We start from the raw sequence: 13,003 nt of genomic DNA on the forward strand, positions 1-13,003 counted from the left end.
AGTGCCAGTGCCAGTGACAGTGCCAGTGCCAGTGCCAGTGCCAGTGCCAGTGCCAGTGCCAGTGCCAGTGCCAGTGCCAGTGCCAGTGCCAGTGCCAGTGCCAGTGCCAGTGCCAGTGCCAGTGCCAGTACTAGTTCCTGTCAGCGAGACCTGAGGGTCGGTAGTGGGGCGGTCAGTTGTTGGGTGCTGAGTACTCGGCTGTGGTGGCTTGTGAGTGGGTGTCTCGCTGGTGGTCAGGGTCACCTGAAAGGCGGGCGGCTTGCCGCCTGAGATGAGGGCGTGGGCAAGAGGCGTCAGGTTTGGGGTCTGGGTTGTGCCTTTATCGAAGCCGCTAAATTCCTCTATGCCCGTGGTCTGTGGCGCGCGATGGGCTAACTTGTTTTGCACCTGTGCCGCATTTCCTTGTGCTTCTGGCGTTTGAGTTTCTTGTGCGAGGGTTTCTTGTGGCTGAGTCTCTTGAGACTGGCTTTCCTGAGACTGCGCCGATGACGCTATCTTATCGTCTAATTCTGTTGAGTCTGGTGTTAAGTCGCCCTGAGCCGTGGGGTCGAGATCTGCACTACTTGCCAGATCTGTGGTTAGCTCCTCTGGTACCTCGTCCGCGCTAGTTGCCGTGTGCCAAGGCTTATCTGCCACCAGATCTTGATTGAAGCGGCTCGCCGTCTTGCCATCGCGATACTCTTCGGCCTTGAGCTGCTCGACCGCCTTGTCCTGCGCTCTGGCGAGACGTTTCGCCTCGCGCTCACGTCGCTGAGCCTCTGTTAACTGCTCCGGCTCGCTCGCCAGCTGCGAATTGGTTTGCGGCTTAGCCTGCTGATTCCTAACCTGACTAGATTCGTCCTGAGGCTGCGTGTTGGGGCGCTTATCTTGGCTCATGGCGTTCTCCTAACGTTCACCAAAGGCTTCGGTCACATTGGTAAATACAGGCTTCCACAGGTATTGGAAGACTGTCTTGTCACCTGTCACTATGTCGGCTTCTCCCGTCATGCCAGGGATCAGCGCCAGCTTATCGGGTTGATCGCCGAAGTAGGGTTTGTCGATGGCTATCTGTACCTTGTAGAAGACGCCGCCTTTCTCGTCAGCATCCGTGCTGGGAGAGATCTTCTTCACCAGACCATCGATGGCGCCATAGCGGCTGTAGTCGAAGGCATCTATCTTGATGCGTGCCTTCTGCCCGACGGTGACGAAGCCTATGTCTCTGGGGGACAGCTTAGCCTCGAGCAGCGCCGTGGGCGTGGTGGGGACGATCACCGCCACTGTACCGCCGGGCTGGATCACGCTACCCGCCGAGTTGTTGGGGATAGATTGAATGATGCCATCCACCGGTGAGGTGACCCGGTTCTGCTGCACTAGGGAGTCAGAGGATTTGAGTCGGGCAAGAATGCCCAGCAGCTCGGCCTGGGCGTCGGTGCGTTTCTCACCCACCTCGTTGAAGAGGCTCGCCTCTTTCTGTGCCAGCTGTTTCTCTTGATTATCTATGTTGCGTTGCAGCACGCTGCGACGCCCCTCCAAGACTTTGAGTTCACGAATATAGGAATCAAGTTTTTGTTGCGATTCCAGCATCCTGAGCTTAGAAACCGCCTGCTGCTCCTTAACCGAGTTCATCATCTTGAGGGTTTGTTCTACCGAGCGTATCTGATCCTTGAGTGGGGTGATCTCCTGCTCGATGCTGGCCAGCTCAGCCTCAGACTTGGCCACGTCAGATTCGGACAGGGCGATGATCGCCTGCTTCTCCTGATTCATTCGTGCCAGTGCGTTGACGTGCTGAGCCACCAGGGCGGGGAAGCCTAGCTGATAGGCGTTGAAGTCGGGCTCGCGTTCTTCGAGGAAGGCGTTATATCTCTCTATCTTCAGCTCAAGGTTGGCCTGCTTGCTCTGTAGCTCCTCTTTCAGGGCCTGGCTGTCGGTGGCGACAAAGTTAGCTATCAGGTCACCCTTCTGGACTAGGTCTCCCTCGGCGACGGCGATCGATGCCAGGGTGCCGCCGGTCTGGCTCTGGATCACTTGCCTGTGGCCGAGTGGCACCACCTGGCCCTTGGCCTTGGCGATCTCCTCTATGTTGGTAAAGATAGACCAGATCAGCAGAATGAAGACGGCCGCGGCGATAAAGAAGGTGATGCGGCGAATGGCGCGCTTCTCGGCGGGCGCCTCGATGGCCTCGGTAAATTCGTGTTCAGGCCAGGAATGCTGAGTGAGTTGGCTGTCATTCATTTTGTGAGGCCTCCATGGTGGGGGTTGAGTCCTGGTTGGTTTCACTTTGTGTCACCACGCTGTCTTGGTTTGGCAGAGGGCCGGCGTAGACCACTGTGCCCTTGTCGAGGATCACCACCTTGTCCGCCTGCTGAATGAGCGAATGGTCATGTGTGGTGAATAGGATTGTGGTTTTGCCCTTGAGGTTTCTCAGGGTCTTGATAAAGGCCTGTCTGGCAAAAGGGTTTCGATTGGCTATCGGTTCATCCATCACCAGCAGGGGGGAGCCTTTCAACAGGGCTCTTGCCAGGCTGATATAGCTGCTCTCTACCGCAGAGAACATGCTGGTGCCGCGGGAGAAGAGGTTGGCATCTATGTTCTGTTTCAGCGCCTGCAGCAGCGAGGCGCCGCCGGCATCGGTAATAGCCTGCTTAAGCTCTTCGTCGCTGGCCTCTGGCTTGGCCAGGCGCAGGTTGTCCGCCAGGGTGCCGGGTAAGAGCTCGCTGTTGGTGGGGCTGTAGGCGGCCCACTGACGGAAGATCTCAGGGTCGAACTGCTTCAGGTTCTTGCCATTGACGGTGACGAAACCGGCCTGGGGCTCGATAACCCCTATGGTGGTGAGTAGCAGCGAGGTCTTGCCGCTACCGTTAGGGCCTATGATGGCCACCGTTTCGCCTGCTTCTATATCGAGTGTGACGCCTGAAAGTGCTGGCTCACTGTCGCCGCTGTATCTAAGGGTGACGTGTTTGAAGGAGAGCGTTGGTGCTTTGTTAAGGTCCGGTGAGTCGAGTCTGAGTTCATTGAACTCTGTTGTGACCGCCATGAAACGATCGAATTGGTCGATCGCTCCCTTGAGTAGTGTAAATTTTTGTCGCGAGGCGAAAGCCAGTTGCGCTGGCCCTGTGATCCGCCAGATCAACATGACGCAAGCGATCAGGGCCCCCGGGGTGATGCTCTGGTTGAGCACCAGGAAGATGCCGGTAAATACTGTGGCGAGGGCGGTAAACAGCCCCATGGCATGAGCCACCGCTGCGTTGAGTCCCGTGCGCTTGCTGTAGAGAAAGTTCTGCCGGCAATTTTCCCGGGCGCGGCGCATAAATTGCTCGTACCAGGCGCCGCTCTCGCCTGCACTCTTTAGTGGTAGCAGATGAGTCGAGAGTTCGTTGAGGCTGTTCTGATACTCGCCGCTGATGGTGGGTGCGGCGGCCTGGGTAAACCTGTCCAGCGCCTTCATCACCAGGTAGAAGATCAGCAACATGGCCAGCGGCACCAACACCAGAAAACCACTCAATAGAGTGATGGCGACCAGAGCGATGAGGGTAAAGGGCAGATCGATGAGGCCAGCGCCGCCAGGGCCAGCCACTAGACTGCGCACCTTCTCGGCGTTGCGCATCCGAGCTAGATGACTGGAGAGTCCTACACGCGAGAGTAGGCCAAGGGGCATACTCAGCAGACGATTGAAGGTGATGCCAGAAAGATCCCTGGCGAAACGATTGCTGACATTGGCCAAAGCCTGTGCTCTAAGCAGCCTACTGGCGACAAATATCCCCAGGGCTAGTGCAGCCCCTAGGGCGATGCTTGGCAGGATCTGCGGCGCCTGACCACCGATGACTCTGTCGTACACCGCCATGGTAAAGAGGGGGATGGCCAATCCGCCGAGACTGGAGAGCAGGCTCAGCCAGAAGATGGGGTGATACCAAGGCCTGAGCTTAGCGAGATGGGAGGCAAAGACGCTGCTGTTTCGGCTCTGGGCCGGTAGACTTTCCACCAGAAACACATGGCCGACGCTCGGCAGTTTGTCGAGTGCGAGCCATTGATTATCTTGGCTTAAGTATTGAAAACTGTGATTACTGCGCCGCGCTACCATAGGCTCGCCATCCTGTGGCAGCAAGATGAAGGGGTAGACGCTGTGGACCAGGAGGTTGGCGTCCAGGGCCTGCACCTTGATACCCACATGATGCTTCTTCAGCAGAATATAGGCTTCGAGGTGGGTGAGCCTGTCGTGGAGATCGCTCTTGCCGATGTTGCTGGCCTGCACGCTGAGGCCCAGCTGATGGAACAGGGCGATCAGTAGTGACTTGGGTAGGTGTATAGGATCCAGGGGCTGATTCATTAGCGCGCTCCTCCTTGATCTTGGCTGGCCAGCTCGCCGTGCTCGCCGAGTGCGATCTGCATATCGCTTAGCGTAGCGACCTCGTCAAAATAGGAGGCAATAACAACTGTCATCTGCCCGCGCCGCTCGGCTAACACCTGCAGCAGACGGCTCTGAGAGTCGGCATCTAGTGAAACCATGGGCTCGTCCAGCAACAGGATAGATGGGGATTGTGCCAGGGCTCGCACCAAGGCGATCAGCTTGATAGCCCCCTTGTTGAGCACCTGGTTTTCATTGCTGCCAACCTGGGTCTGATAACCTGCCGGCAGCTGCGCCAGGGTGGCCGATAGGCCGAGTTGGTCGGCGATCACCATGGCACTCGCCTCACGCTCGCGACGAAACAGCGTCATATTCTCTAAGATGGTACCGCTGAAGAGGCTGGCCCAGGGAGGGACGTAGCAGATAGACTGACGGTACTCGAAGCCGTCGTGATCCTGCTGCGGCACACCCGCGATGGCTATCTGCCCGCTATCTAGCTGGTGAAAGGCGCCTATGGTGCTCAGTAGCAGGCTGGCATGTGTCATGGGGTTGGAGGTAACGGTAGCGATGCTGCCTGCGGGTATGGTGAGGCTGATGTTGTCGAGCTGGGCGCTGGTCTTTTCGGCGCAGATACTCTCCAAACGGATAGGGCCTAGGGGCAGCTTTTCTTGATAGCGGGTCTGGCCGTTAAAGGTTTCCTGAGGCGTTGCGATCAAAGCATTGACCTGATCCATCGCCTCCTTGGCACTGACATATTTGGCCCTCAGGCTGCCGATGGCGCTTAAGGGAGCGACGGCGCGACCAGCCAGGATGGAACAGGCCGCCAAGCCACCTGTGGTCAGGTTACCGTTAAGTACCTCAAAACAGCCAATCATTACCAGGCACAGGGTGGTGGCCTGGGCGGTGCCCTGGATCAGTTCCTGAAGTTTCGCCGACAACCAGTCGACCTCCTCTTGCTGAGCCAGACGTTGATGATTGATCTTCTTATAGGCGTAGGTCATGCGGGACTCAAGCGCCATTGCCTTGGTGGTGGTGAGACCGGAGAGCACCAGCATCAACAGACGGGTACGTTCATCCTGACTCAGACTCAGTTCCTTGGTGGCGAGAGAGAGCTTCTGTCCGAGTTGCCATACTCTTATGCCAGCGATTAGCCAGACCAGTAGGGGGATAAATACCAGAGGTCCACCTATGTAGGCGACTAAAGCAAGGAAGATAACCACGAAAGGAAAATCCATCAGTGCGACGGCGGCTTGTCCAGAATAGATGTCGCGCATCGCCGCTATGCTGTGAATGCCGTGGGAGATCTTGCCTGTCCCTAAGTTTTCTATGTGATGATAATCGGCATTGAGCAGGCGTTTAACCACCCGGGTGATGGTGTGCAGTTCATAGTTGGCCGCCGAGGCGCCGAGTAGCCAGCTGCGGGCGTATCTGAGTATCAGCTCCAGCAGGATGGCGATGGCAACTCCAATTACAAGAACCGTTGCTGTACCATGCGCCTCGTTGGGCAGGATACGATCGTAGATCTGTAACATGGTGAAAGGCAGGGCGAGTGAAAGCAGATTGATAAACACAGAGGCCAGGAGCAGTTCGTTGAACGATTGATTCTGTGCGAGCAAACGAAAGGTTTTAACCATCTATGTTGTCCCTTGGAATAATTAGTGATTAAACAAGAGTGTAGTTCAAAGTTGCTATAACCAAAGCTAGCAGCTTGTTTTCATTTTAGATATAAGACAAATTTCTACTCTTGTTACTGTTTTTCTCTCAACTCAAGCCAACTTTTACCTTTGCTTAACAGGTGTACGTCGCGTTGATGCATTTAGGTTCACTTGGATGTAAATAAACTAACCCATCTAATACTTGGTTCCATTTTAGTTACCCGTGATTGAGTAAGGGTTCTACTTGCGTTGAAGTGGATTAGGAGATCTTATTCTCTATGGATAAGGTGAAATTAAGGTGAGGGCTAAAAAAAGAGGTCTGGCGAACCAGACCTCTTTGCTGCAGGGAGATGACGATGGGAAAACTATTTAGCGTGTTTAGGGCCTTTCTTGTTCTTCATTGGGTCGCCTTCGTAGCCTAAGGCTTGCCAATCTAAACGTTTGCCCTTGTTGTGGCAGTCGTTACACTTGAGCGCCTGATCTTTTGGCGAAACCATGTGGTTGATGCGCCACCACATCTCGGTTTCGGCAAAGCCATGCTCACCACTGTACTTGATGCCCTGTTTCGCTAAGCTTGCGTTGGCCTCCATGCCGAGTTTGGCGGCCTTATCCCAGTCGAATTCACTCCAGTAGCCACCCTTGCCATAGGTTTTGGCAGTGATAATGATGTTCTGTTTAGCATCATAGATCTGCTTGCCTCTATGCACCTTGAAGGGATAGATCTTGGCGGTCTTGTCTGTGATATCGCCCAGTGGCGCGGTGAGTTTTGTGACCTTAGTAGGATCCATCTTGTCACCTGCCATGTAGGCATCGGCCTTGCCGTTGTACCAGGCGTATTCTGGCTTAACCATCTTGCCCCACACGAAGCTGCCTTTCTTCTTCTGGAAGGTCTTCTTGCCGTTTTCATCCTTGGTTTCTGGTAGATCTTGTCCTGCGGTTGACCAGTCCCAACTCATCTTGGTGGGCTCGTTGCGGGCGAAGAAAGGTATGTGGCATGTCTGACAGGCGACGCTGGCCGTATGGGTGTTGAGGCGCTTGTTGGTGTGTGGCGCACCATCGTGGCAGTTTTCACAGCCGATATCGTTCTGTCCACCGGGCGAAACGCCCATGGCATTGCCGGTGATCTGGTGTTGCTCTGTGGTGTGACAGGTCTGGCACTGGAAGTCGTTACCGTCTGTGTCCATGTGTACGTCGGTGACCTTGTCGGGATAGGCCATGGAGGAATCGAGGTCCCCGTGCTTGACCGCGTCGCCGCCACCACCGTAGAAGTGGCAAGAGCCGCAGTTGTCACGCACCGGCATGCCAACATTTTGCGCCACGCGCTCCAGGTTGACCTTAGCCAGGGCCTCACCGGCGCCGGCAGGGTCTTTGATATAGGTGCCTGTGGTGTCGTGGCACACCAGGCAGTCGACCTTAGTCATGTCGCTGAAGTCGAAGTTGTTGTCTTTCCAGCCGTAGCCGGCGTGACAACTGGTACATCTGGGTTCGTTGCCTGAAATCGAGGTACAGAAGTTGTTGATAGCGTTCTTCTTACCGCGTTTTACCGTGCGGCCGGGGAGTTCCTGTTCCAGCTCCCAGGTCCAGTGGGACGACTTCATAAAGTCTTTGGCGTGATCTTCATGGCATTCGATGCACTGCTCGGTCACCTGAGAGCCTTGGGTAAAGGGGCCTTGAATGGCTTCCTTATGGGGGTTATCGGCGACGGCATTGAGGCTGGCCAGGCCGAAAACTCCGGCGGCAAACATCGCCGTGAGAGAAAGTGAGTGTTTCATGGTGCATTCCCTACCCCCGGCCGCAGCCGGGGGAGATATTTTAATTAGAAGTTGACGACGAGTGAGGCGTTGAGGTCATAGGCGGTATCGACCACAGGCAACATGGAGAAAGCAGAACCATTGATCACGTCATCCACTTTTTGCGGTGCGCCCACTGGAGTGCCACTGCCGGTATATTCGTAGTCGTAATAGAGACCGGCGAGCTTGATAAACATCCTAGGGTTGATATCAAACATATAGTAGGCTTCGGCGACATGACCGCGTGTGGCCAGCTTGCTGCCGACAGGGTCGTCCTGGGCCTGAGTAAATGGGGTCCAGTACTTGGAACCATAGTTGTATTCCAGACCGAACTTGCCGTATGGCGCGGGAACCTGAATACCCACATAGATACCGTAACCATCTTTGGTGTCGGCTTCGTCGGCGGCGCTAGGCATCATGATGATCTCGCTGCCGTCGGCGTTGAGTTGTGCCTCGAAGACCGCATCACTGAGCATGCCACCAAACATACCGGCGTTACCGTTGCCTTCGGCGCGGGTCCAGCCGAATGAGGCGAAGGCCTTGAAGTCTTCATCGCTCTCGTAGGCGTAGCCTATGCCACCCAGGTACATGTCGCCGATCACGCCGCTAGGCTGTACTCGGGTCTGGAAGTTGAAGTTGCTGAACTTCTGCATGTCTTGGTACATGGTCGGTGCGAAGATGCCGGCCAGCTGTGTCGGGAAGGCCATGGTGCCCTTGAAGCCGTCGTTGATATCTTTGGCGCCAAACAGGGTGATTTGCAGGAAGTGGTTGCCGTCGTTGATGGCATCTATGTTAAAGCCGCCCAGGTGGGTGTCTTTGGTGACGATATCGCCAAACATCTCACCGTTGCCCCACTGTGACTCGAAGCCCTGGCCATAACAGAAACGCACCACTTGACCGTCGATACCAGTGATCTCGCCCAGTTTGTAGCCCAGTGTCAGACCATCGAAGTTGAAGTTAACCAGATGGCCCGATGGCGTGCCGCCACGCATCTCATTTTCACGGTATTGGGTTGGTGGGCCATAGGTTGAAGGACGGCGACCGATAGATAGGTAGGTTTTTGAACCACCAATGTTTTTCCAGTCGAAGTAGGCGCGTTCTACGCGGAGCCAGTCACCGCTGGTGTTACCACTGTTGGTGCCATCCATGGTGAATGAACGCCAGGAATCGAACACCTGCACGCCGGTAGAGTCTCCCCAGTTTTTATACATACTGAGACGACCGGCGAAGTTGACGTTATCCCATACCTTGGCCTTGAGGTTTAGTCTCAGGCGTGTGGTGTAGAAGATGTCGTTGTTGATGTCCTGAGTGGTCTTGGGCGCCAAGACGTAGGGCATCACGCCTTGCAGCATACCACTCTGGAAGGCGGCGGCCAGATCCGGGTTGGCCTGCATCATCTGTCCCAAGGGGGAGGCGGGATCGTTGGGCATACCAAAGGCACCAGACATGGCTTTTGCACCAAAATCATTGAAGTCTACCTTGATTGCAGGGTTCCAGGTGACATTTTGGTAATGCAATGAATGGGCCTTGGTACGGAAATCGCCGGTGATTTGTATGCGGTCGAGGGCGGTGTGGCGCTCGTTCTTGTCGACGCGGCTGTTAATGTCATCGATCTCTTCGGTGAGATCGGCGAGTTGTTGTTTTAGTTCGGCAATTTTTTGCGCATCGCTATCACCGGCATAGGCGGAGCCTGAGATAGCCAGGGCGTTAGCGATCAGAATAGACAGTAGAGTACGCATGTGAATCTCTCCTTAGGCGCTCATCGGGAGCGGTGAATGAGCGCTTCGAATATGAAAGCTGTGGTTAACCGCATGTCTGTGGCTGATCTGAGTCGGCCGCATGGTCATAGAGGAACTGTTGGATGTCTAAACGATCCTTTTCAGAGAGATTCTCGAAGACTTCCGGTTTTACCTTATGCATGTCACGTTTGAAGTAACGATCCCATTGGCTCATGGTCTTGCTCATAGGCGTGAGTTCACCGGCGGTGTCGCCCTTGCTGTGGCAGGCTTTACACTCTTTTTTATAAAGGTGTTTCCCTTTCTTTGGGTTGCCACCGTCGACGGCGTAAACTTGTCCGCCTACTGAGAGGGTGAGGAGTAAGCATGTAGCTATTTTGGCGAGGTTTTTCATCATCATTTTCCTTAATCGCTACTCTGAGCGATTTATTAACATGAAACAAAATGCTTGTTTCTTGTTGGAAAATTTACCAAAAGGAGGTAGTTGTAAACTTGATGTTGATCACTTTCATGAAAAAAATCTAATTGATAAAAATATCATGGATAAAAATCTAATGAATGGTGCTCAATTTATTGAAATATAAGTGTTTAATTTTTTGTTTTTGTCATATTGTGATCTTGTTCTCGGGGTAAAAGTGCCTGAGTAGATCACATTTTATTATTTCAGGTCTATCTAAATAGGTATTTATGCTTGTTTTTGTATTGCAAAAAGGTCTGTTGTGCCAGGGAAGGCTGCTAACGAAATTGGCAGGTTTTTGTGTGAGTGGGAAGGGCGGCAAAATAATTTGAAAAAAAGTGGTTGATGGATATGCTTCGAACGCACTTTTTTGCCTACTTAGTCTATCTTTAAAGACGACTCGGGTAGATTCCTGAGTGAGAACAAAAATAATGAACGGGGTGAATGAGATGAAATACCTTAGCTTGGTCATCGCAGTATTCTTGTCTGGCAGTGCCTCTCTGGCGTCTGCCGCTTCTCTCTACAACGAGGCCCGCAGTGACGCCATGGGCGGAACCGGAGTCGCAGCCTCTAACCGTGAAGGGGCCGCCTTTATTAACCCCGCTCTGTTAGCCATTCATGCCCCTAAATATTCAGGCGGTGCCGTAATGCTGCCTGTATTGGGCGCCGAGGCATCGAATATCAATGAGCTTACCGATAAGTTTGACGCCCTGCAGGCCTCCTACGATGGCCTGGAGGCGGCCATTAATGCCAGTGATGTGGCGGGTATTAGCAGCTATCGTGACATGTTGGTTGCCGATCTTAAGTCCCTCGATGGCGAGAATGCCTATGGCAGCGTGGGACTAGGTTTTTCCGTCGTTTTACCCACAAAGCGTATGCCTATGTCGATTTTTTACAAGACCTATATCGATGCGGTGAGCGTGGCGGTGATCGAAGACAGTGACATAGACACCCTGACCAACCTTGATCCCAATAATCCGCCTCAGGTCACCGACCTGGATTCTCAGGGGGCCGTGGTTGCCGGTGCCATCTCAGATCTGGGGGTGGCCCTGAGCTTCCCCTTGTCGATAGTTAACATGCCTGTGGCCATAGGTATCTCGCCCAAGCTGCAGCGCATCGACACCTATAACTATGTGGTAAGTGCCAATAACTTCGATGCCGATGACTTCGACGATAGCAAGTATCGCAACGACGATACCGTAGTGAATCTGGATATCGGCGTGGCTATGCAGCCAATCGATGGCATGACTCTGGGGTTATCGGGGCGTAATCTGGTGAGTCAGAAGATAGATACGGTAGAGGCCCTGGGGCGGAAGTTTACCTATCGCGTCGAGGCCCTCTATACCTTAGGGGTGGCCTATGACTGGGATAACTTCAGTGTAACGACTGATGTGGATCTCAATAGCCATCAGCGTTTCGATGAGATAGGTGATACCCAGTATTGGCGTCTGGGTGGCGAGATGCGGGCGACCGATTGGCTGGCCCTACGTGTGGGATATCGTCACGATATGAAAGACACCAGCAGTAATCTCTATACCTTAGGTACAGGCTTTACCATAGGGCGCTCCTTTAATCTGGACCTGACGGGCCTAGTGGGCACAGATGACGCCGTAGGTGGCGTGATCCAGACCTCTTATCATTTCTAAGGGCATGTTTCTTGATGAATGCAAAGGCCGGCAGTGATGCCGGCCTTCTCTTTTTAGAACCTGTATTAGAGCAGGGAGCTTAAGGACTTGGCTGCCAGTAGGATGGCACTCAGGCTACAGAGCACCAGTGTCATGATACGGGTCTTGTTCTTGTCTATGCGTCCCACCAGACGGTTAGCCGTCAGGTAACCCAGCAGCACAGAGGGGAGCAGCAGCGCCGAGCAGTAGAAGTGGTGCAGGGTAAGCAGGCCGGTAAGCCCCAAGATCACCATGGCGATGGTGGAGCTGAAGATGAAGAAGGCCGACAGGGCGGCGCGAAACTGTTTGGCATCTTTGCCCGAAAGCAGTATGGCTAGCGGCGGCCCGCCGATGGCGGCGATGTTGCCGAAGATGCCCGAGATCACCCCGGCGATAAACAGGCTGCGACGGTTAACCACCAGGTTGAGCCTGAGCAGGCTCAGCAGTACGGCGATGGCAACGATAATGGCGATTGTCATGCCGAGTACGGCCTGGGGGGCGACCAGAAGCAGGCTGGCGCCGATTAAGCCGCCAGGGATGCGTCCCAGCAAGGCATATTGCAGTCCGTTGAACTCCAGGGCGCCACGCTCGCGTAACAGGGTCAGCAGGGCGATAGAGAAGCCCATCAGGATCACGGGTGCAGGCACCAGTGATGGCTCGATAAGGTAAAGCAGGGGCGCGGCGACTACCGCCATGCCAAAGCCGATCAGGCTCTGGGTGAGGGCGCCGATGAAGACGACAAGCGAGGCTAGCGCCAGGATTTGGGGATCGAGCACAAGTGCAGGCACTGCAATGTTCCAGGCTAAGGTTGAAAACTAAAGAGGGATCGCCAAGCGATCCCTCCGTCAATTCGTGTGTGAGTGGCTTACTCCATCTCTTCCCACTCTATGCCCATCTCTGTCATCAGGCGTTTGACTTCGGCGGGGATGCTATCAGGCTTGTCTTTAGACAGGTCATCGTCTTGGGGGAGTGGCTGGCCGGTATAGGCGTGCAGGAAGGCCTCGCACAACAGTTCGCTGTTCGTGGCGTGACGCAAGTTGTTGACCTGGCGTCGGGTGCGTTCATCGGTTAACACCTTAAGCACCTTAAGAGGAATAGAGACAGTGATCTTCTTTACCTGCTCATTCTTCTTACCATGTTCAGCATAGGGGCTGATATAATCGCCATTCCACTCAGTCATTGACTCACCTGTAAATTCTAAAATTCGGTGCAGATTTTAAACCCTTACAAATTACAGTCAAATTATTGCCTCGAATTTTTGCCAAATGCAAATAGATTTCTAAATGTTTGGACGTCTAAACGTCCAAAAGTTGTTGACGCTCACCAGCGGCTTAGGTACATTTAGACGTCCAGACATCTCTTTTGTCCGAGGTGCCTGCC

General features: G+C 54.1%; 11 protein-coding genes. 2 read left to right on the forward strand and 9 right to left on the reverse strand.

Annotated elements, in window-relative coordinates:
• The 7 genes from GNT65_RS20555 to GNT65_RS13425 form a co-directional block, all read right to left on the reverse strand.
• The coding region (locus GNT65_RS20555) for a hypothetical protein (RefSeq protein WP_219822472.1) at positions 1-876 on the reverse strand (876 nt) is incomplete at its 3' end.
• A 9-nt stretch (positions 877-885) separates the two neighbouring features.
• Entirely contained in the window at positions 886-2,211 is a 1,326-nt protein-coding gene (locus GNT65_RS13400; RefSeq protein ID WP_160797020.1) for an HlyD family type I secretion periplasmic adaptor subunit, read from the reverse strand.
• Positions 2,204-4,303: a peptidase domain-containing ABC transporter gene (locus tag GNT65_RS13405; protein WP_160797022.1), complete on the reverse strand. Its 2,100-nt coding sequence runs from the start codon at positions 4,301-4,303 to the stop codon at positions 2,204-2,206. The genes GNT65_RS13400 and GNT65_RS13405 overlap by 8 nt, the downstream gene beginning before the upstream one ends.
• On the reverse strand, positions 4,303-5,955 hold the full coding sequence (locus GNT65_RS13410) for an ABC transporter transmembrane domain-containing protein (RefSeq protein ID WP_160797024.1): 1,653 nt from the start codon (positions 5,953-5,955) through the stop codon (positions 4,303-4,305). Before GNT65_RS13410 ends, GNT65_RS13405 begins: the two co-directional genes overlap by 1 nt.
• A 386-nt stretch (positions 5,956-6,341) precedes the next feature.
• Positions 6,342-7,748 carry a tetrathionate reductase family octaheme c-type cytochrome gene (locus GNT65_RS13415; protein WP_181006291.1) on the reverse strand — a complete coding sequence of 469 codons (1,407 nt, stop codon included), beginning with the start codon at positions 7,746-7,748 and terminating at the stop codon, positions 6,342-6,344.
• A gap of 44 nt (positions 7,749-7,792) precedes the next feature.
• Positions 7,793-9,505 (reverse strand): DUF3373 domain-containing protein, encoded by a 1,713-nt coding sequence (locus GNT65_RS13420; protein ID WP_160797026.1) that lies wholly within the window; start codon positions 9,503-9,505, stop codon positions 7,793-7,795.
• Positions 9,506-9,569: 64 nt separating this feature from the next.
• Positions 9,570-9,899: a cytochrome c family protein gene (locus GNT65_RS13425; RefSeq protein WP_160797028.1), complete on the reverse strand. Its 330-nt coding sequence runs from the start codon at positions 9,897-9,899 to the stop codon at positions 9,570-9,572.
• A gap of 37 nt (positions 9,900-9,936) precedes the next feature.
• Here GNT65_RS13425 and GNT65_RS13430 point away from each other — a divergent pair, with 37 nt between their 5' ends.
• Both GNT65_RS13430 and GNT65_RS13435 read left to right on the forward strand, forming a co-directional pair.
• Positions 9,937-10,086: a hypothetical protein gene (locus GNT65_RS13430; RefSeq protein WP_160797030.1), complete on the forward strand. Its 150-nt coding sequence runs from the start codon at positions 9,937-9,939 to the stop codon at positions 10,084-10,086.
• A 322-nt stretch (positions 10,087-10,408) separates the two neighbouring features.
• On the forward strand, positions 10,409-11,605 hold the full coding sequence (locus GNT65_RS13435) for a conjugal transfer protein TraF (protein WP_160797032.1): 1,197 nt from the start codon (positions 10,409-10,411) through the stop codon (positions 11,603-11,605).
• Between the two features lie 65 nt (positions 11,606-11,670).
• On the opposite strand, the gene GNT65_RS13440 is transcribed toward GNT65_RS13435, so the two are convergent.
• Both GNT65_RS13440 and metJ read right to left on the reverse strand, forming a co-directional pair.
• Positions 11,671-12,411 (reverse strand): sulfite exporter TauE/SafE family protein, encoded by a 741-nt coding sequence (locus tag GNT65_RS13440; RefSeq protein WP_338091782.1) that lies wholly within the window; start codon positions 12,409-12,411, stop codon positions 11,671-11,673.
• Between the two features lie 77 nt (positions 12,412-12,488).
• On the reverse strand, positions 12,489-12,803 hold the full coding sequence (gene metJ / locus GNT65_RS13445; RefSeq protein WP_011864325.1) for a met regulon transcriptional regulator MetJ: 315 nt from the start codon (positions 12,801-12,803) through the stop codon (positions 12,489-12,491).
• Positions 12,804-13,003: the final 200 nt, after the last annotated feature.

The sequence above is a fragment of the Shewanella insulae genome, assembly GCF_009831655.1.
GTDB lineage: Bacteria > Pseudomonadota > Gammaproteobacteria > Enterobacterales > Shewanellaceae > Shewanella > Shewanella insulae.

Bases quoted from the DNA above. Each gene is read 5' to 3' on its own strand.
- GNT65_RS13415 (WP_181006291.1), bottom strand. From the start codon at position 7,748: ATGAAACACTCACTTTCTCTCACGGCGATGTTTGCCGCCGGAGTTTTC.
- GNT65_RS13400 (WP_160797020.1), bottom strand. From the start codon at position 2,211: ATGAATGACAGCCAACTCACTCAGCATTCCTGGCCTGAACACGAATTT.
- GNT65_RS13405 (WP_160797022.1), bottom strand. From the start codon at position 4,303: ATGAATCAGCCCCTGGATCCTATACACCTACCCAAGTCACTACTGATC.
- GNT65_RS13420 (WP_160797026.1), bottom strand. From the start codon at position 9,505: ATGCGTACTCTACTGTCTATTCTGATCGCTAACGCCCTGGCTATCTCA.
- GNT65_RS13425 (WP_160797028.1), bottom strand. From the start codon at position 9,899: ATGATGAAAAACCTCGCCAAAATAGCTACATGCTTACTCCTCACCCTC.
- GNT65_RS13410 (WP_160797024.1), bottom strand. From the start codon at position 5,955: ATGGTTAAAACCTTTCGTTTGCTCGCACAGAATCAATCGTTCAACGAA.
- GNT65_RS13435 (WP_160797032.1), top strand. From the start codon at position 10,409: ATGAAATACCTTAGCTTGGTCATCGCAGTATTCTTGTCTGGCAGTGCC.
- GNT65_RS13430 (WP_160797030.1), top strand. From the start codon at position 9,937: ATGAAACAAAATGCTTGTTTCTTGTTGGAAAATTTACCAAAAGGAGGT.
- metJ (WP_011864325.1), bottom strand. From the start codon at position 12,803: ATGACTGAGTGGAATGGCGATTATATCAGCCCCTATGCTGAACATGGT.